This is a genomic window from Extensimonas perlucida, assembly GCF_007655255.1.
GTDB classification, from domain to species: domain Bacteria; phylum Pseudomonadota; class Gammaproteobacteria; order Burkholderiales; family Burkholderiaceae_C; genus Extensimonas; species Extensimonas perlucida.
Genome location: NZ_VMYE01000011.1, coordinates 50,623 through 68,385 on the forward strand (window position 1 = coordinate 50,623; position 17,763 = coordinate 68,385).

Below are 17,763 nucleotides of genomic sequence, written 5' to 3' on the forward strand. Positions count from 1 at the left end.
CCACGCCATCCACGCCATCCACGCATCCAACCATGCTCGACCTGCTCATCACCCGCGCCAGCCTGCCCGATGGCCGCCGCAACATGTCCATCGCCGTGCAAGATGGCCGCATCATCGAAGTCACCGAAGGTCTGCAGGCGCCCGCGCACGAGGCCGTGGATGCCCGCGGCCTGCTGCTCAGCCCGCCCTTCGTCGATGCGCATTTCCACCTCGACTCGGCCCTGAGCTACGGCCAGCCGCGCGTGAACGAAAGCGGTACGCTGCTCGAAGGCATCGCACTGTGGGGCGAGCTCAAGCCCACGCTCACGCACGAGGCCATCGTCGAGCGCGCGCTGCGCTATTGCGACTGGGCCGTGGCGCGCGGCCTGCTCGCGATCCGCAGCCACGTGGACACGAGCGAGCCGAACCTGCTGCCGGTGCATGCGCTGCTCGACGTGAAGCGGCGCGTGGCGCCCTACCTCGACCTGCAGCTCGTTGCCTTTCCGCAGGACGGCGTGCTGCGCAGCCCCGGCGGCCTGGCCAACGTGCGGCGTGCGCTGGAACTGGGCGTGGACGTGGTGGGCGGCATTCCGCACTTCGAGCGCACCATGGCCGAGGGCGCAGAAAGTGTGCGCATCCTGTGCGAGATCGCAGCCGAAGCGGGCAAGCGCGTGGACATGCACTGCGACGAGAGCGACGACCAGCACTCGCGCCATGTCGAAACCCTGGCTTTTGAGACGCAGCGCCTGGGCCTGCAGGGGCGCGTGACGGGTTCGCACCTGACGTCCATGCACAGCATGGACAACTACTACGTCAGCAAGCTGATTCCGCTGCTGGCCGAGGCGCAGCTCGGCGTGGTCGCGAATCCGCTCATCAACATCACCCTGCAAGGCCGCCACGACAGCTACCCCAAGCGTCGCGGCATGACGCGCGTGCCCGAGCTGCTCGCGGCGGGCCTCACGGTCGCCTTCGGGCAGGACTGCGTGCTCGACCCCTGGTACGGCCTTGGCAGCGCCGATATGCTCGAAGTCGCGCACATGGGGCTGCACGTGGCGCAGATGACCAGCCAGAGCGCCATGCGCGCCTGCTTCGAGGCCGTGACCACGCAGCCCGCGCGGCTGCTGGGGCTGGAGGGCTACGGCCTGCAGCCGGGTTGCCACGCCGACTTCGTGCTGCTGCATGCGCGCGACCCCGCCGAAGCCATCCGATTGCGCGCAGCGCGCCTCGCGGTGTACCGGCGAGGCAAGCAAATCGCGCAAAGCCCGGCGCCCGTGAGCCAGCTCAGGGTACCGGGCCGCCCAAATGGCGCGGATTTTTTGCTGCCGCCTGCAAATTACACATAAAAACGGGCTATAGCCTAGGTACAGCAAGCATGTGCTGCTATCAAGATCAATGCAGCAAAGCCCAGCGCGCCATGGCGCTCAGGGGCCGCTCCATGCGCTGCTCCAGCCAGGCTGGCAGCTGCAGCGGTTTGATCGCCATGCGCATGGCCATGTCCACCGGGTATTGGGTGCGCATGAGCGCGAACAGCTGTCGGCTCATGGCGTCGTAGGGCGGCGCGTCGGCGCGGCCGCGAAAGCGCCAGTTCCAGGCATGGCGCAGGGCGATGTCGGCGTCGCTCTGGCGCAGCTCGGCCGCGCGGCGCCACAGCGTGGCGATGACCTGCGGGCGGCTCAGGTGCTCGCGCTCGCGGTAGCTCAAAAAATAGTGGTAGAAGTGCTTGTAGTGCTGCACCTCGTCGGTGCGTATGCGCCAGCACAGGTCGCGCAGCACGGGCTCGTCGCTCACGGCGTGCAGCGCCTGGTAGTAAGTGGTGGTGCCCATCTCGACGATGCAGCGCGCCACCATCTCCTGCCCGCGCGTGGGTTCGAGCTCGTCGGTGGTGCAGAGCTTGGAGTATTCGGCAAAAAAGTCGGCATAGGCGCCGTCCCAGTCGAAGTCGGGCCAGACCTGTTGCACGTAGGCCTTGAGCGCCCGGCCGTGCTGCAGCTCCTCGGCCATCCAGTGTGCGTCCAGCCATTCGCCGGCTTCGGCATCGCCGGCAAAATAATCGACGAGGTTCTGTGCATAGACGTCAGCACCGCTTTCGACGAACGAGGCGCTGCATACCAGCAGAAAAATATCGTCGCGCGCCTGCACCTTCGCGGCGTCCAGGGCAGAAAAGTCCAGCTCTTCCAGACGCCAGCGCAGGTTCGTGCTCGCTTGGTTTTCGGTCATGGTCTGTCTTCTCCTGGTTGCTGAGATGCCTCCTACGATACCAAGAAACCGCGCAAAATTCCCACGCCGTATGCTTTTGGAGCCCATTCTTACAAGGCTATCCTGCTGCATTTGCACAAGCAGCGCACCCTCCCCGACTCTATGCTCAATCGTCTCTGGCTCGGCTTTTTCCTCACCGCCGCGCTCGCTGCGCTCGGCCAGTGGCTCGTGGGCGGCCAGCCGCAGGTGTTTGCCGCCATGGTCGAGGCGCTGTTTGCCATGGCCAAGCTCTCGGTCGAGGTGATGCTGCTGCTTTTTGGCACGCTCACGCTGTGGCTGGGCTTTTTGCGCATCGCCGAGCGCGCGGGGCTGGTCGCGGCGCTCGCGCGCGGGCTTGCGCCGCTGTTTCAGCGCCTCATGCCCGAAGTGCCGCGCGGGCACCCGGCACTCGGGCTCATCACGCTGAACTTTGCCGCCAACGCACTCGGCCTGGACAACGCCGCCACGCCGATCGGCCTCAAGGCCATGCGCGAATTGCAAACGCTCAACCCACACCCCGAGAGCGCGAGCAACGCGCAAATCCTGTTCCTCGTGCTCAACGCGTCTTCGCTCACGCTGCTGCCGGTGACGATTTTCATGTACCGCATGCAGCAGGGCGCGCCCGATCCGGCGCTGGTCTTTCTGCCCATCCTGCTCGCCACCTCGGCCTCGACCCTGGTGGGCCTGCTCAGTGTCGCCTGGGTGCAGCGCCTGCCCCTGTGGAGCCCCGTGGTGCTGGCCTACCTGCTGCCCGTGGCGCTGGCGCTGGGCGGCTTCATGGCGCTGCTGGCCACGTTGCCGGCGGCGGCGCTCACGCAGCTGTCGTCACTGCTGGGCAACCTGCTGCTGTTCGGGCTGCTGCTGCTTTTTCTGCTGCTGGGCGCCTGGCGGCGCGTGCCTGTGTACGAGGCCTTCATCGACGGCGCGCGCGAAGGCTTCGAGGTGGCAAAAAACCTGCTGCCCTACCTCGTGGCCATGCTCTGCGCCGTGGGCGTGCTGCGCGCCTCAGGGGCGCTGGACTACCTGCTCGCCGCGATCCGCGTGGCCGTGCAATGGTTCGGCTGGGACACGCGCTTCGTCGATGCGCTGCCCACGGCGCTGGTCAAGCCTTTTTCGGGCAGCGCCGCGCGCGCCCTCCTGATCGAAACCATGCAGACCCACGGCGTGGACAGCTTTGCCGCGCTGCTCGCCGCCACGGTGCAGGGCAGCACCGAAACCACCTTCTACGTGCTCGCGGTGTATTTCGGCGCCGTGGGCATACAGCGTGCGCGCCACGCGGTAGCCTGCGCGCTGCTCGCCGAGCTTGCGGGCGTGCTCGCGGCGATTGCCGTGTGCTATTGGTTTTTTGGCTGAGCCCCTTTTTCTGTGCATTTTCTGCAGCCTGGGCCGCTCTTTGCTACGCTTTGCACATGCCCTTGCAACTTCCCTGGCTCGAACCCGAAGACCCGCTGCCGCCCCCCAACCGCGCCTGGGGGCCGGACACGCCCGCCCCCGGCCTGCTGGCCGCGGGCGGCGCGCTCGATCTCGCGTACCTGCGTGCGGCCTATGCGCAAGGCTGCTTCCCGTGGTTCAGCGCGGGGCAGTCCATCCTCTGGTGGTCGCCCGATCCGCGCATGGTGCTGCCGGTGGCCGAATTCCGCCTGCACCGCTCGCTGCGCAAAACCTTGCAGCGCTTTGCCGCCACGCCCGATTGTGAGATTCGCATAGACCACGCCTTTGGCCAAGTCATTCGCGCCTGTGCAAGCACGCCGCGCGCCGGCCAAAACGGCACCTGGATCGTCCCCGAAATGGTGCGTGCCTATGAGCGGCTGCACGCGGCCGGCGACGCGCACAGCGTCGAAACCTGGGTCGATGGCAAGCTCGTGGGCGGGCTGTATTGTGTGGCGCTGGGGCGCGCGGTGTTCGGCGAATCGATGTTCGCGCACGCCAGCGACGCCTCCAAAATCGCGCTCGCGGCCTTGGTGTGCCTGTGTCGGCGCGAAGGCGTGGCGCTGATCGACTGCCAGCAAAACACCGCACACCTGGCGTCGCTGGGCGCACGCGAGATTCCACGCACCGACTTCCTGCAGCACATCGCCACTGCACAGACGCTGCCGCCCCTGCGCTGGCACTTCGACCCGTCGTATTGGGACGGCTTGCTCGCGCACCCGCTGGTGCATTCGACCACCGCGGCCACCCCGCCAGCCGCGGCCACAGCTTCCCCCCTGCCGGCCCACGCATGACGCAACTCAACGAACTCCCGCTGCGCGCCCTGCAGTTTTACGCCACGGCCCCCTACCCTTGCAGCTACCTGCCTGGGCGGCAGGCGCGCTCGCAGGTTGCCACGCCCAGCCACTTGATTCAGACGGGGCCGTATTCGGCGCTGGTGGCGCAGGGCTTTCGGCGCAGCGGCATGTTCACCTACCGGCCTTATTGCGACGGCTGCCAGGCCTGCATCCCCTTGCGCGTGCCCGTGGCAGCGTTCCGGCCCGACCGCAGCCAGCGCCGCGCCGCCGCGCGCCACGCCGACTTGCAGGTGCGCGTGCTGCGTCTGGGTTTCGTGGCCGAGCACTACCAGCTCTACCGCCGCTACCAGAGCCTGCGCCACCCCGGCGGCGGCATGGACCAGGACAACATCGACCAATACACCCAGTTCCTGCTGCAAAGCCGCGTGAACTCGCGCCTGGTCGAGTTCCGCGCGCCAGGAACGGGCGGCCAGCCCGGCGCCCTCAAGATGGTGTCCATCCTCGACGTGCTCGACGATGGACTGTCGGCTGTTTATACCTTTTACGAGTCCGACGCACACAGCAGCTACGGCACTTACAGCGTGTTGTGGCAAGTGCAGGAAGCGCGCCAGCTCGGCCTGCCCTACGTCTATCTGGGCTACTGGATCGCGCAAAGCCCCAAGATGGCCTACAAGGCGCGCTTTGTGCCGCACGAGGTGCTCGTGGACGGCAAATGGCAATGGCGGGATGCGCCCGAATCCATTCCCGATTGATGGCAAGACATTTCACAAGATAAGATGCGTGAACATCGTCTAGCGCATGTCCCATGAAGAAAAATCCCCAGGCCACTGCCAGCAAGCCCAGCATCCAGGTGCTGGAACGCATGTTCACCCTGATCGACGTCCTGGCTTCGCGCGAAGAGCCGATTTCGCTCAAGGAGCTCAGCGAAAAAACCGGCCTGCACCCCTCGACCACGCACCGCATCCTGAACGACCTGACGCTGGGCCGCTTCGTCGACAGGCCAGAAACCGGCAGCTATCGCCTGGGCATGCGTCTGCTGGAGTTGGGCAACCTCGTCAAAGGCCGCCTCAACGTGCGCGAAGCCGCACTCGCCCCCATGCGCAAGCTGCACAAGCTGATCCAACAGCCCGTGAACCTCAGCGTGCGCCAAGGCGATGAAATCGTCTATATCGAACGCAGCTACAGCGAACGCTCGGGCATGCAGGTGGTGCGCGCCATAGGCGGCCGGGCGCCGCTGCACCTGACGTCCACGGGAAAGCTCTTCCTGGCGTACGACGATGCCCAGCGCGTACGCGCCTACGCCACGCGCACGGGCCTCGCGGGGCACACGCGCAACAGCATCACACAGCTTGCCACGCTCGAGCGCGAGCTTGCCAAAACACGCCAGTACGGTATCGCGCGCGACAACGAAGAGCTGGAACTGGGTGTGCGCTGCATGGCCGCGGGCGTTTTCGACGACCAGGGGCAGCTCGTCGCAGGCTTGTCGATCTCCGCACCGGCCGACCGGCTCGACGAAGGCTGGGGCCCCAAACTGCAGGCCACGGCGCAGGAAATCTCGCTCGCGCTCGGCTACCAGCCTGGCAAGGAAGCCGTCAGCGGTTTGCGCGCGCCCCACGCCACGCAAGGAAAGCGCTGAGAGCTTGCACCCGGGCCGCTCGCGACGGTTTCCACCCAGGCTCCTAGGCACGCGCTCCCGAACAAAATGGCGCTGAAGTCCTTGCCAAGCTTACGGCTTCAGCTATCGCGGGTGGAGCGCGCTGCGGGCTGTATTTTGGCGCCCACTGCCGGTGCCCCGCCTGCGGCCGAGGCTGATTCGACCCAGTTGCGCACGCGCTGCGCATCGGCGATGCGGCTGAGCTTGCCCGCCGAGTCTAGGAACACCATGATGAGCCGGCGCCCGGCAATTTTGGTCTGCATCACGAGGCAGCGCCCGGCTTCGGAGATGTAGCCCGTTTTTTGCAGCCCTATGTCCCAATCGGGGTTTTTGACCAGGCGGTTGGTGTTGTTGTATTGCAGGGTTCTGCGGCCCACCGCGACTTCATAACCTGGCGATGTCGAGAGTTCGCGCATCAGGGGCTCGGCGTAGGCAGCGTTCACGAGCACCGCGAGGTCGCGCGCACTTGCCTGGTTGCTGCTCGATAAACCGGTGGGCTCGACGTAGCGCGTGTTCGTCATGCCCAACTGGCGCGCCTTGGCGTTCATCAGCGCCACAAAGGCATCGAGCCCGCCAGGATAGGTGCGCCCCAGCGCGTGCGCGGCGCGGTTTTCGCTCGACATCAGCGCAAGATGCAGCATTTCACCGCGCGAAAGCGTGGTGCCCACGGCCAGGCGCGAGTGGCTGCCCTTTTCGGTGTCCACGTCTTCCTGCGTGATCGTGATGGGCTCGTCGAGCGGCAGGCGTGCCTGCACCACCAGCAGCCCCGTCATGAGCTTGGTCAGCGAGGCAATGGGCAGCACGGCGCGGTCGTTCTTGCTCAGCAAGACCTCGTGCGTGTCCTGATCGAGCACCAGCGCCACGCTGGACTTCAAGTCCAGCGGATCGTTCACCGCGTGCAGCCCCGCCGCCGCACCAAACGATTGCCGCTCAGGTGCCGCAGCGACGGCACGCGCCGGCGCCTTGGCGGAGCGCGCCGCGAGCGTGCGCCGCACCCGCGGCGCGGCAGTGGACTTGCTTACCACCGTGGTTTTGGCAACGGCAGACTTGCGTGCCGCCACCTGCCGGTGGGACTTGCCACCACTCTTGCTGCTCGCCTTTACGGATTTCGACGCAGCAACTGCGACGTGCTTTTTTGTGGCTGCGGTTTTTTGGCGTGCCGTCGTCGTAGCCGCCTGCACCGCGGGTGCCGACAGCGCCAGTCCGACCAAGGCGATACCGAAAAAGCGCGCGCAATGGCGGATGAAACGATGCGCTGCAGTTGGGCGACGATGGTGCATCCAAATGCTCCCGGTGGTAAAAAATGTCGGTACTTGCAAACCACCCAAAAAAGCCACGCAAAATCAATGCGTTGCATGGCCTTCTCAGAATCGGGATGAATTATAGATGCGCCCTGCCCGCTTGGTTCAGCCTTGCGCCGCCACGCGCTCGGCTTTACTTTGTAACTTGTTCAGCGCGCTCAGATAGGCCTTGGCCGAAGCCACGATGATGTCGGGGTCGGCACCCACGCCATTGACCACGCGTCCGCTGCTTTGCAGCCGCACCGTCACTTCGCCCTGGCTTTCGGTCGAGCCGCTGATCGCGTTCACCGAATACAGCACCATCTCGGCGCCGCTGTGCACGATGGATTCGATCGCCTTCAGCGAGGCATCGACGGGGCCGTTGCCGTTCGCCTCGCCCGTCACCTCGACGCCATCGACCGTGAAGACGATGCGCGCATGCGGCTGCTCGCCGGTTTCGCTCTGCTGGTACAGCGACACGAAGCCGTACTTTTCCTTCTCGCCGCTGAGGTTTTCTTCGCTCACGAGCGCGAGGATGTCCTCGTCGAAAATCTCGCTCTTGCGGTCGGCCAGCTCCTTGAAGCGCAAGAACGCAGCGTTGATCTCGGCCTCGCTGTCCAGGCTCACGCCGAGCTCCTGCAGGCGCTGCTTGAAGGCATTGCGGCCCGAGAGTTTGCCCAGTACGATCTTGTTGGCGCTCCAGCCCACGTCCTCGGCACGCATGATTTCGTAGGTGTCGCGCGCCTTGAGCACGCCGTCCTGGTGGATGCCGCTCGCGTGCGCAAACGCATTCGCCCCGACCACGGCCTTGTTGGGCTGCACCACGAAACCCGTGGTTTGGCTCACCATGCGGCTCGCGGCAAGGATGTGGCGCGTGTCTATGCCCACGTCGAGCTGAAAATAATCACGCCGCGTCTTCACGGCCATCACCACCTCCTCGAGCGAGCAATTGCCCGCGCGCTCACCCAGGCCGTTGATGGTGCACTCGACCTGGCGCGCACCGCCGATATGCACACCCGCGAGCGAGTTCGCCACCGCCATGCCCAGGTCGTTGTGGCAGTGCACCGACCAGATCGCCTTGTCGCTGTTGGGCACGCGCTCGCGCAAGGTCTTGATGAAGTGGCCGTACTGTTCGGGCACGGCATAGCCCACGGTGTCAGGGACGTTGATCGTGGTCGCCCCTTCGGCGATCACGGTTTCGATCACGCGGCACAAAAAGTCGACGTCGCTGCGCGAGCCGTCTTCGGTGCTGAACTCGATGTCGTCGAGCAGATTGCGTGCAAAGCGCACCGATTGCCGCGCCTGCTCGAGCACCTGCTCGGGCGTCATGCGCAGCTTTTTCTCCATGTGCAGCGGCGAGGTTGCAATGAAAGTGTGGATGCGCGCACGTGCGGCGCCCTTGAGCGCCTCGGCCGCGCGCGCGATGTCGCGGTCGTTGGCGCGCGAGAGCGAGCAGACCGTGGAATCCTTGATGACCTGGGCGATCGCCTTGACGGCCTCGAAGTCACCGTCCGAACTCGCCGCGAAGCCAGCCTCGATCACATCGACCTTCAGGCGCTCGAGCTGGCGCGCGATGCGCAGCTTTTCCTCGCGCGTCATGGAAGCGCCAGGCGACTGCTCGCCGTCGCGCAAGGTGGTGTCGAAAATGATGAGTTGGTCGGCCATGAAATGCTCCTGGTGTCAAAAAACGATGGGATGGATTGGGTTGCGAAATTTTTGCGCGCAAAACAAAAGGCCCGCTGCAGGTGTGCAAACGGGCCTCGTTAGAAAAAGTATGCGCGCGCGCCTACTGCCTCCGCCCGTGGTGAGGTAGCAGTAGAAGGGCTAGCGCAAACTTGCTCATGGGCGTGGAATGTAGCATAGCTTGGGTGATTCCATCTCATTCCATGCTTTGGCCTGGCGGCAAGCCAGTGTTTCTATTCTTCTCGGTCAGGGCGCAGTGCGCATTTGGTGCAAAGCTCGCGCGAGCACGTCGAACACCCGAGAATCGGTCAACTGCGAAACGTTGAAACGCATCAGGTTGCCCGCCGAGAATGACGGGCTGAATACATTGCCCGGCGCAAACACAACTCCCTCTTGCAAACTGGCGCGCGCCAGACGCGCCGCATCGATGCCGTCCGGCAGCCGGCACCAGAGGAACATTCCTGCACGAGGCACGAGCCAGGGCGTGATGCCCAGTGCGCCCAGGCGCTCCACAGCCCTGTCGCGCTCTCTCGCCAGACGCGCCCGCAGCGCCTCCAGGTGCTTGCGGTAGCCGCTTTGGGTCAACACCGTCCGCACGACCTGCGCAGCCAGAAAGCCGCCGCCGAAACTGGTGGCAATTTTCAGATCGGCCAGACTGTCGATCCAATCCGCACGCGCCGCGATATAGCCGCAACGCAGCGAAGCCGATACGGTTTTGGAAAAGCTGCCGATGTGAATCACCCGCGCAAGGCCATCGAACGCGGCGAGCCGTGGTGCCGGCTGAACTTCAAAATCGGCAAAGATGTCGTCTTCGACCACCACCACGCCGGATTGCTCTGCAAGTTGCAGCAGTCGATGCGCCGTGCTGGCCGAGAGCGTGCCGCCCGTCGGGTTGTGGATGCCCGAATTGGTGATGTAGAGCCGGGGCGCATGCTGTTGCAGACAGGCCGCGAATGCTGCGATGTCGGGCCCCTGCGGCGTGTAGGCCACGCCAACGACCTTGACACGGTGCGCACGCAGCAGGGCTTGAAAATTGAAGTAGCACGGGTCGTCCACCAGCACGGTATCACCCGGCTCCAGCAGAAAGCGGCAGACCATGTCCAACGCCTGGGTACCCGAATCGGTCAGCATGATCTGCTCGGCAGGCACTTCTATCCCCACGGCGGCCATGCGGCGCGCAAGCAGTTCACGCAGCGCAGGCAGCCCGAGTGGGCAGGCGTAATCCGCGAGCACGGCGCCGTCGGCCCGGGCCACTGCGCGCAATGCGCTGCGCAAGCCATCCACATCCATCCACGATGCCGGCAACCAGCCACACCCTGGTTTGGGCATCGCGTCCGCAGCCTCTAGCGACTGACGCGAAACCCACAGGGGATCGACGTCGCGCTCGCGCGGCGGGCCGATGTGCGCCAGAGCCAGAGGCGCGGCATGCCCCAGCACGTAAAAACCTGAGCCCGCGCGGGCGCCTATGACACCTTCTGCCGCCAGACGTTCGTACGCTTCGACGACGGTCGACACCGACACCTGCATGCTTTTGGCCAGCGCACGTACGGAAGGCAGGCGCGCACCCGGGGCGTAGGTGCGGGCGGCGATTTTGGTGCGAATCGCCTCCATCACGGTGTGAATCTTCGTTCCCTGACGTGGCATTGTGGGTTTTCGACTGTATGTGTTTTGAAAGCATCACAGTTTTTTCAAACTGTACCTTATTGTTGCTGGTTTCAGGAACGCATCCATGCTCCACTGAAGAACTTGCGAGGTAAGTCTTCACAGAAAAGGGGTTGGCAATGGATGAATCTGCACGCGGTTGGATGAATGGTTTTGTCGGTGTGGTGATTTTTGCGGGCTCGCTGCCCGCAACACGCGCAGCCGTCGCAGACTTCGACCCCCTTTTTTTGACCGCTACCCGCGCGAGTCTGGCCGCATTCGTGGGCGCGCTGTTGTTGGCTGGCCTGCGTGCGCGCCGCCCCGACCAGGCCGACCTGCCCGCGCTCGCACTCATCGCGTTCGGCGTGGTGCTGGGCTTTCCCTTGCTGACGGCGTTGGCGCTGCAGCAGGTGCCCTCCGCGCACGCCATCGTATTTCTGGGACTGCTGCCGCTGTGCACCGCCGTCTTTGGCGTGCTGCGCGGAGGCGAGCGTCCGCGCCCAGCTTTCTGGCTGCTGGCGCTGCTGGGCAGCGTCTTCGTCGTCACCTACGCCGTGCGGGGCGGCATGGACGTATCGCCGCGTGGCGATCTGCTGATGCTCGCCGCCATCGTCGTATGCGGCCTGGGCTATGCCGAGGGCGCGCGCCTGACGCGCAAATTGGGCGGCTGGCAGGTCATCAGCTGGGCGCTGCTGTTGTCCGCACCCGTCATGCTGCCGCTGGCTCTGTGGACGATGCCCGCATCATTCACCCAAGTGCATACCCCGGCCTGGCTGGGGCTCGCGTATGTCTCGATTTTCAGCATGCTGCTGGGCTTTGTGTTCTGGTATCGTGGTCTGGCGCAAGGCGGTATCGCCGCGGTCGGGCAATTGCAATTGCTGCAGCCGTTTCTTGGCTTGGCGCTGGCGGCCGGGCTGCTGCATGAGCCGGTGAGCTGGTCGATGCTTCTTTCGACCCTGGGCGCCGTGGTCTGCGTGGCGGGTGCCAAGCGGTTCGCAGGCTGACGCGCAGCATCACTGCGCAGCCCGCAGTTTTGCCGAATCAGTCGTGCAACCCGCGCTCATCAGGCTCGTCGGTCGAGGTGCTCACGATGCTCACCGGATGGCCCTTGGCGCGGCGCCAGAAATAGATCACATAGCCCGACAGCGCATAGCCCACGAACAGCACAAACAACATGGTCGCGGGCTCTATGCTGACGATGGCGATGAGCAGCGCCAGCACCACCAGCACCACGAAAGGCACGCTGCGCCGCCCGCCGAAGTCCTTGAAGCTGTAATAAGGAACGTTGGTGACCATGGTGAGCCCCGCGAACAAGGTCACGACGAACAAAATCCATGACAGATCGCCGCGCTCGATGGGCAAACCCCCAAACACCGAAATCAGCGCCCGAAACAGCGGCACCTCACGGTGCGCCACGAGCATTGCGCTGGTCAACCAGATGAAGCCCGCCACCAGTGCGGCGGCGGCCGGTGAGGGCAGGCCCTGGAAGTAGCGCTTGTCCACCACGCCGACATTGACGTTGAAGCGCGCCAGGCGCAACGCCGCGCAGGCGCAATAGACGAAGGCCGCAATCCAGCCCCAGCGCCCGAGCGGGCGCAGCGCCCACTCGTAGGCAATGAGCGCGGGCGCCGCGCCGAAACTGACCATGTCGGCAAGTGAATCCATCTGCTCGCCGAAGGCGCTTTGCGTGTGCGTCATGCGCGCCACGCGGCCGTCGAGGCTGTCGAGCACCATGGCGGCAAAAATGCCGGTGGTCGCCAGGTCGAACTGGCCGTTCATGGCCATCACGATGGCATAAAAGCCGCCGAACAAGGCCGCGAGCGTGAACAGGTTGGGCAGCACGTAAATGCCCTTGCGCAGCTTGCGCTGCACCAAGGCCGCGCTGGTGGGGACGAAGTCGTCATCTTCATGCATCAAATCGGCCTTTCGTGCTTATCTGACAGGCGCAAACAGCTATTGTTTCAATAGTTTTTTGGCAACGGCTTGCCACAGTGTAGCCGCGCAAAAGCGCCAAAGGCCACCGAAGTGGCCCTTTGCGTGCAGTGATCTGAGCTTTGCGGCCCAGGTGCGGCTCAGTTGCGGCTTTGATCGACCAGCTTGTTCTTCGCAATCCAGGGCATCATGGCACGCAGCTTGGCGCCCACCACCTCGATGCTATGGTCGGCGGTGTTGCGGCGGCGCGCGGTCATGCTGGGGTAGCCGGTGCGGCCTTCGAGGATGAACTGCTTGGCGTAGTCGCCGTTCTGGATGTTCTTCAGCGCCTCGCGCATGGCCTGGCGCGAGCTTTCGTTGATCACCTTGGGGCCGGTCACGTACTCGCCGTATTCGGCGTTGTTCGAGATCGAGTAGTTCATGTTGGCGATGCCGCCTTCGTAGATCAGGTCCACGATCAGCTTCAGCTCGTGCAGGCACTCGAAGTAGGCCATCTCGGGCGCGTAGCCGGCTTCGACCAGGGTTTCGTAGCCCATCTTGATGAGCTCGACGGTGCCGCCGCACAGCACGGCCTGCTCGCCGAACAGGTCGGTTTCGGTTTCTTCCTTGAAGTTGGTCTCTATGATGCCGGCCTTGCCGCCGCCGTTGGCCATGGCGTAGCTCAGCGCCAGATCGCGCGCCTTGCCCGAGCGGTCCTGGTGCACCGCCACGAGGTGCGGCACGCCGCCGCCCTGGGTGTAGGTGTTGCGCACGGTATGGCCGGGGGCCTTGGGCGCGACCATCCACACATCGAGGTCGGTGCGCGGCACGACCTGGTTGTAGTGCACGTTGAAGCCATGCGCGAAGGCGAGCGACGCGCCGGGTTTGATGTTCGGCTCGATGTTGTTTTTATAGACGTCGGCGATCTGCTCGTCGGGCAGCAGGACCATGACCACGTCGGCAGCCTTGACCGCGTCATTGACTTCCATCACCGTGAGGCCGGCCTTGCCGACCTTGTCCCAGCTCGCGCCCCCCTTGCGCAGGCCGACCACGACCTTCACGCCGCTGTCGTTGAGGTTTTGTGCATGGGCGTGGCCCTGGCTGCCGTAGCCGATGATGGCCACAGTTTTGCCTTTGATCAGGCTCAGGTCACAGTCTTTGTCGTAGAAAACTTTCATGTTGGCTCCGGGGTTGGATTTTTGGGGAGATGGAAAGGAAAAGAGAATTTCCGAGCGTCCTCAGACGCGCAGGATGCGCTCGCCGCGGCCTATGCCGCTCGCGCCGGTGCGCACGGTTTCGAGAATGGCGGTGCGGTCTATGGCCTGCAAGAAGGCATCGATCTTGGCCTGGTCACCCGTGAGCTCTATGGTGTAGCTCTTTTCGGTCACGTCGATGATGCGGCCGCGGAAGATGTCGGCCATGCGCTTCATTTCTTCGCGCTCCTTGCCCACGGCGCGCACCTTGACCATCATGAGCTCGCGCTCGGTGTAGGCGCCTTCGGTCAGATCGACCACCTTGACGACTTCGATCAGGCGGTTGAGGTGCTTGGTGATTTGCTCGATCACGTCGTCCGAGCCCGAGGTCTGGATGGTCATGCGCGAGAGCGTCGGGTCTTCGGTGGGCGCGACGGTGAGCGACTCGATGTTGTAGCCACGCGCCGAAAACAGTCCGACCACGCGCGAGAGCGCTCCGGCTTCGTTTTCGAGCAATACGGCGATGATGTGTTTCATGGTGGGTACTTCCTCTTTTTGCGACGGCAGCACGACCCACAAGGGGTCGCCGGGCACTGCCGTTTCGCTGCCCTCCCCCGGCACCGGTAAGTGCCAGGCTTGGCAGGCAATAGATTCGTCCAAGGTTGAAGGGGACACGCGGCGATGCGCAGTCAAAACTGCCCGCACCGCATGATTGCTTTATTTTTGATAGCTTTCTGTGCTTGCTGTATCTACCTCACGGCGGAATTTTGCTCAGATTTCAGAGGTCTTCCGAGCCGAGCAGCATCTCGGTGATGCCCTTGCCCGCCTGCACCATGGGGAAGACGTTTTCCGTCGGGTCGGTGCGGAAGTCAAGGAACACCGTGCGGTCCTTGAGCCTGCGCGCTTCACGCAGCGCAGGCTCGACGTCCTTGGGGTGTTCGATCAACAGGCCCACATGGCCATAGGCCTCGGCCAGTTTGGCGAAGTTGGGCAGCGCGTCCATGTAGCTGTGGCTGTAGCGGCCCGAATATTCGATCTCCTGCCACTGGCGCACCATGCCAAGGTAGCGGTTGTTGAGCGCCACGATCTTGATCGGCGTGTTGTATTGCAGGCAGGTGGAGAGCTCCTGGATATTCATCTGCACCGAACCTTCGCCCGTGATGCAAAACACCTCGCTTTGCGGTCTGGCGAGCTTGATGCCCATGGCGTAGGGAATGCCCACGCCCATGGTGCCCAGGCCGCCCGAGTTGATCCAGCGGCGCGGCTCGTTGAACTTGTAGAACTGCGCCGCCCACATCTGATGCTGGCCCACGTCCGAGGTGATGTAAACATCGGAGTCTTTGGTCATGTTCCAGAGCGTCTCGACCACGTACTGCGGCTTGATCACGTCGGTCGCGTTGCGGTCGTACTTGAGGCAGTCGCGCTTGCGCCAGCCCTCGATCGTGTCCCACCAGGCGGCGAGCGCCGCGGGGTCGGGGCGCGTGGACGTTTCGCGGATCATCGCGATCAGCTCGGTCAGCACGTCCTTCACGTCGCCCACGATGGGCACATCGACCTTGACGCGCTTGGAAATGCTCGAGGGGTCGATGTCGATATGGATGATCTTGCGCTCGTTCTGCGCGAAGTGCTTGGGGTTGCCGATCACGCGGTCGTCGAAGCGTGCGCCTACGGCGAGCAGCACGTCGCAGTTTTGCATGGCATTGTTGGCCTCGAGCGTGCCGTGCATGCCCAGCATGCCGAGGAACCTGCGATCCGTCGCCGGGTAGGCGCCCAGGCCCATCAGCGTGTGCGTGACGGGGTAGCCGAGCAGATCGACCAGCGTGCGCAACTCTGGCGCGGCATTGCTCATGAGCACGCCGCCGCCCGTGTAGATGTAGGGGCGCTTGGCCGAGAGCAGCAGCTGCAATGCCTTGCGGATCTGCCCGCCGTGCCCCTTGCGCACGGGGTTGTACGAGCGCATTTCGATCTTGTCGGGGTAGCCGCTGTAGGGCAGCTTTTTGAACGAGACGTCTTTGGGGATATCGACCACCACGGGGCCGGGGCGGCCGGTGCGTGCGATGTGGAAGGCCTTTTTCAGCGTCATCGCAAGATCGCGCGCGTCCTTGACGAGGAAGTTGTGCTTGACAATGGGGCGCGTGATGCCCACGGTGTCGCATTCCTGGAAGGCGTCGAGGCCTATGGCGGCCGTCAGCACCTGGCCGGTGATGATCACCATGGGGATGCTGTCCATGTAGGCCGTGGCGATGCCCGTGATAGCGTTGGTGACACCCGGCCCTGAAGTGACCAAGGCCACACCAACCTCGCCCGTGGCGCGCGCATAGCCGTCGGCGGCATGAACGGCGGCCTGCTCGTGGCGCACCAGGATATGCTGGATGCTGTCTTGTTTGTAGAGCGCGTCGTAAATGTAGAGCACCGCGCCGCCTGGGTAGCCCCAGACATATTGCACGTTTTCGGCCTGCAATGCCTTGACGAGGATTTCCGCGCCCATCAGCTCGGGCGCGCCGGCAGCGGTGGTGGTGGGGCTGGTGGGATGGGCGGTGGCTGCGGCCGCAGAGGTGATTTCAGCCCTGGATATTTCCATGATGAACCTTTCGAGAATTTCTCTGACGAAAAACCTTGGGTGCCCCTTGCACGCGCTCTCGTGAAGCCCGCTTGGGACTTGAGGCCAAGGACATGAGCGGAAAAGGATGTCCGCCGGACCGTGACCCGTTTGCCTTTTGCTTGATGGCGCAAATTATCGCACCGCAACCTGCGAAAACTCAGGCCCGGGGCGAAAAAAGACGCGGGAATGTGATAATCAGCGGCTTCATTTGGCTTGGCCGCCTGTGCCTGTGTGCTTTTGCGCCGGGCTGACTTGACCCATCGCGAACTGCGTCCTCTTGGCTACCGAACAAGAACTCTCCGACTTCCTGCAAAGCGTGGAAAAGCGCGCTTTCAAGCGCTCGCTCTACCACGTGCGTGACGAAGAGGCGGCGCTGGACATCGTGCAGGACAGCATGCTCAAGCTGGCCCAACACTATGGCGACAAGCCCGCGAACGAGCTGCCCATGCTCTTTCAGCGCATTCTCTCGAACTGCACCCTGGATTGGTTCCGCCGCCAGAAAACGCGCAACGCGCTGTTTTCCAACCTGTCCGACTTCGAGCGGGCGCACGACGATGACGCCGACTTCGACTTGCTTGAAGCCTATGCGGGCCCGCACAATGAAGAAAGCGCAGAAAGCGCCGAGGATGAAGTGCGACGCGCACAGATATTGCAAGAGATCGAGGACGAAATCGCCGCCCTGCCTGCACGTCAACGCGAAGCCTTTCTCATGCGTTACTGGGAAGAAATGGATGTAACAGAAACGGCAGCCGCCATGGGCTGCTCGGAAAGCAGCGTCAAGCAGCACTGCTTTCGCGCCGTGCAAAAGCTCAGCAAGGCGCTCAAAGCCAAAGGAATCACGCCATGAACCCCATCTTGCCCTCCCATTCGGCCGCGTCTTCGATGGATGCGGCTGCCGAAAGCTTTGCCCGCCGCGTCACTGCGCGCCTCGAAAGTGGCGCGCAAGACCTGCCCTACGACATCTCCGAGCGCCTGCGCGCCGCACGCATGCAGGCGCTGGCCCAGCGCAAAGTAGCGGTCGCGCCCAAACGGGAGCGGGTACCTGGGCTCGCTTCAGCCACTGCGCCTGTGCGCGTTGCCGCGGGTGGCGGCACCGCCTCATGGGGGCATGGTGGGCTTGGCGGTGGCCATGAACGCAGCGGTTGGTGGAATGCTTTGGTTTCGGCCATTCCCATCCTGGCCTTGCTGATTGGCCTCGTTGTGATCAACGACACGCAAGAAGACCTCGCCACGCACGAAATCGCCGAAGTCGATTCGGCGCTGCTCGCTGACGAACTGCCCCCGTCGGCCTACGCCGATCCGGGGTTCATCCAGTTCCTTAAAACCTCGACCGAAAATCGGTGAAACTCGCAACCGCTCT

At 64.0% G+C, this 17,763-nt stretch carries 16 protein-coding genes; 8 read left to right on the forward strand and 8 right to left on the reverse strand.

Annotated features, from left to right (window positions below):
* The first annotated feature begins 32 nt into the window (after positions 1 to 32).
* Positions 33 to 1,322: an amidohydrolase family protein gene (locus tag FK527_RS10690; protein WP_144733367.1), complete on the forward strand. Its 1,290-nt coding sequence runs from the start codon at positions 33 to 35 to the stop codon at positions 1,320 to 1,322.
* Between the two features lie 46 nt (positions 1,323 to 1,368).
* Here FK527_RS10690 and FK527_RS10695 read toward each other — a convergent pair whose 3' ends face one another.
* Positions 1,369 to 2,196 (reverse strand): ferritin-like domain-containing protein, encoded by an 828-nt coding sequence (locus FK527_RS10695; RefSeq protein WP_144733370.1) that lies wholly within the window; start codon positions 2,194 to 2,196, stop codon positions 1,369 to 1,371.
* Positions 2,197 to 2,337: 141 nt separating this feature from the next.
* Here FK527_RS10695 and FK527_RS10700 point away from each other — a divergent pair, with 141 nt between their 5' ends.
* The 4 genes from FK527_RS10700 to FK527_RS10715 are packed head-to-tail and all read left to right on the forward strand — an operon-like array spanning position 2,338 to position 6,075.
* Entirely contained in the window at positions 2,338 to 3,567 is a 1,230-nt protein-coding gene (locus tag FK527_RS10700; protein ID WP_144733373.1) for a nucleoside recognition domain-containing protein, read from the forward strand.
* Between the two features lie 56 nt (positions 3,568 to 3,623).
* The gene (aat, locus tag FK527_RS10705) at positions 3,624 to 4,436 is read left to right on the forward strand and encodes a leucyl/phenylalanyl-tRNA--protein transferase (protein WP_144733377.1); all 813 of its coding nucleotides are present in this window, start codon (positions 3,624 to 3,626) and stop codon (positions 4,434 to 4,436) included.
* Entirely contained in the window at positions 4,433 to 5,191 is a 759-nt protein-coding gene (locus tag FK527_RS10710; protein WP_144733380.1) for an arginyltransferase, read from the forward strand. The genes aat and FK527_RS10710 overlap by 4 nt, the downstream gene beginning before the upstream one ends.
* A gap of 53 nt (positions 5,192 to 5,244) precedes the next feature.
* Entirely contained in the window at positions 5,245 to 6,075 is an 831-nt protein-coding gene (locus FK527_RS10715; protein ID WP_144733383.1) for an IclR family transcriptional regulator, read from the forward strand.
* A gap of 98 nt (positions 6,076 to 6,173) precedes the next feature.
* Here the strand turns inward: FK527_RS10715 and pbpG are convergent, their stop codons facing one another.
* From pbpG to FK527_RS10730, 3 genes are all read right to left on the reverse strand, one after another.
* A complete protein-coding gene (gene pbpG, locus FK527_RS10720; protein WP_144733386.1) occupies positions 6,174 to 7,373 on the reverse strand; it encodes a D-alanyl-D-alanine endopeptidase in 1,200 nt (399 codons plus the stop codon).
* Positions 7,374 to 7,499: 126 nt separating this feature from the next.
* A complete protein-coding gene (locus tag FK527_RS10725; protein WP_144733389.1) occupies positions 7,500 to 9,038 on the reverse strand; it encodes a 2-isopropylmalate synthase in 1,539 nt (512 codons plus the stop codon).
* Positions 9,039 to 9,302: 264 nt separating this feature from the next.
* Positions 9,303 to 10,700: an aminotransferase-like domain-containing protein gene (locus FK527_RS10730; protein WP_144733392.1), complete on the reverse strand. Its 1,398-nt coding sequence runs from the start codon at positions 10,698 to 10,700 to the stop codon at positions 9,303 to 9,305.
* Between the two features lie 137 nt (positions 10,701 to 10,837).
* Here FK527_RS10730 and FK527_RS10735 point away from each other — a divergent pair, with 137 nt between their 5' ends.
* Complete coding sequence (locus FK527_RS10735) at positions 10,838 to 11,701, forward strand: DMT family transporter (RefSeq protein ID WP_144733395.1); 864 nt, start codon at positions 10,838 to 10,840, stop codon at positions 11,699 to 11,701.
* A 37-nt stretch (positions 11,702 to 11,738) separates the two neighbouring features.
* Here the strand turns inward: FK527_RS10735 and pssA are convergent, their stop codons facing one another.
* From pssA to FK527_RS10755, 4 genes are all read right to left on the reverse strand, one after another.
* A complete protein-coding gene (gene pssA, locus FK527_RS10740) occupies positions 11,739 to 12,611 on the reverse strand; it encodes a CDP-diacylglycerol--serine O-phosphatidyltransferase (RefSeq protein WP_144733485.1) in 873 nt (290 codons plus the stop codon).
* Positions 12,612 to 12,769: 158 nt separating this feature from the next.
* Entirely contained in the window at positions 12,770 to 13,786 is a 1,017-nt protein-coding gene (ilvC, locus tag FK527_RS10745; RefSeq protein ID WP_144733398.1) for a ketol-acid reductoisomerase, read from the reverse strand.
* A 60-nt stretch (positions 13,787 to 13,846) separates the two neighbouring features.
* A complete protein-coding gene (gene ilvN / locus FK527_RS10750) occupies positions 13,847 to 14,338 on the reverse strand; it encodes an acetolactate synthase small subunit (protein ID WP_144733401.1) in 492 nt (163 codons plus the stop codon).
* 241 nt (positions 14,339 to 14,579) lie between these two features.
* Positions 14,580 to 16,382, reverse strand: coding sequence for an acetolactate synthase 3 catalytic subunit (locus FK527_RS10755; protein ID WP_144733404.1), 1,803 nt, complete (start codon positions 16,380 to 16,382; stop codon positions 14,580 to 14,582).
* Between the two features lie 298 nt (positions 16,383 to 16,680).
* Between FK527_RS10755 and FK527_RS10760 the strand changes: the two genes are divergently transcribed.
* Positions 16,681 to 17,250, forward strand: a complete 570-nt coding sequence (locus FK527_RS10760) for an RNA polymerase sigma factor (protein WP_144733407.1) — start codon at positions 16,681 to 16,683, stop codon at positions 17,248 to 17,250.
* Positions 17,247 to 17,747, forward strand: a complete 501-nt coding sequence (locus FK527_RS10765; protein ID WP_144733410.1) for a DUF3619 family protein — start codon at positions 17,247 to 17,249, stop codon at positions 17,745 to 17,747. Before FK527_RS10760 ends, FK527_RS10765 begins: the two co-directional genes overlap by 4 nt.
* Positions 17,748 to 17,763 lie beyond the last annotated feature (16 nt).

Coding starts and splice junctions, on each gene's coding strand:
- FK527_RS10690 (WP_144733367.1), top strand. CDS start 33: ATGCTCGACCTGCTCATCACCCGCGCCAGCCTGCCCGATGGCCGCCGC.
- FK527_RS10695 (WP_144733370.1), bottom strand. CDS start 2,196: ATGACCGAAAACCAAGCGAGCACGAACCTGCGCTGGCGTCTGGAAGAG.
- FK527_RS10700 (WP_144733373.1), top strand. CDS start 2,338: ATGCTCAATCGTCTCTGGCTCGGCTTTTTCCTCACCGCCGCGCTCGCT.
- aat (WP_144733377.1), top strand. CDS start 3,624: ATGCCCTTGCAACTTCCCTGGCTCGAACCCGAAGACCCGCTGCCGCCC.
- FK527_RS10710 (WP_144733380.1), top strand. CDS start 4,433: ATGACGCAACTCAACGAACTCCCGCTGCGCGCCCTGCAGTTTTACGCC.
- FK527_RS10715 (WP_144733383.1), top strand. CDS start 5,245: ATGAAGAAAAATCCCCAGGCCACTGCCAGCAAGCCCAGCATCCAGGTG.
- pbpG (WP_144733386.1), bottom strand. CDS start 7,373: ATGCACCATCGTCGCCCAACTGCAGCGCATCGTTTCATCCGCCATTGC.
- FK527_RS10725 (WP_144733389.1), bottom strand. CDS start 9,038: ATGGCCGACCAACTCATCATTTTCGACACCACCTTGCGCGACGGCGAG.
- FK527_RS10730 (WP_144733392.1), bottom strand. CDS start 10,700: ATGCCACGTCAGGGAACGAAGATTCACACCGTGATGGAGGCGATTCGC.
- FK527_RS10735 (WP_144733395.1), top strand. CDS start 10,838: ATGGATGAATCTGCACGCGGTTGGATGAATGGTTTTGTCGGTGTGGTG.
- pssA (WP_144733485.1), bottom strand. CDS start 12,611: ATGCATGAAGATGACGACTTCGTCCCCACCAGCGCGGCCTTGGTGCAG.
- ilvC (WP_144733398.1), bottom strand. CDS start 13,786: ATGAAAGTTTTCTACGACAAAGACTGTGACCTGAGCCTGATCAAAGGC.
- ilvN (WP_144733401.1), bottom strand. CDS start 14,338: ATGAAACACATCATCGCCGTATTGCTCGAAAACGAAGCCGGAGCGCTC.
- FK527_RS10755 (WP_144733404.1), bottom strand. CDS start 16,382: ATGGAAATATCCAGGGCTGAAATCACCTCTGCGGCCGCAGCCACCGCC.
- FK527_RS10765 (WP_144733410.1), top strand. CDS start 17,247: ATGAACCCCATCTTGCCCTCCCATTCGGCCGCGTCTTCGATGGATGCG.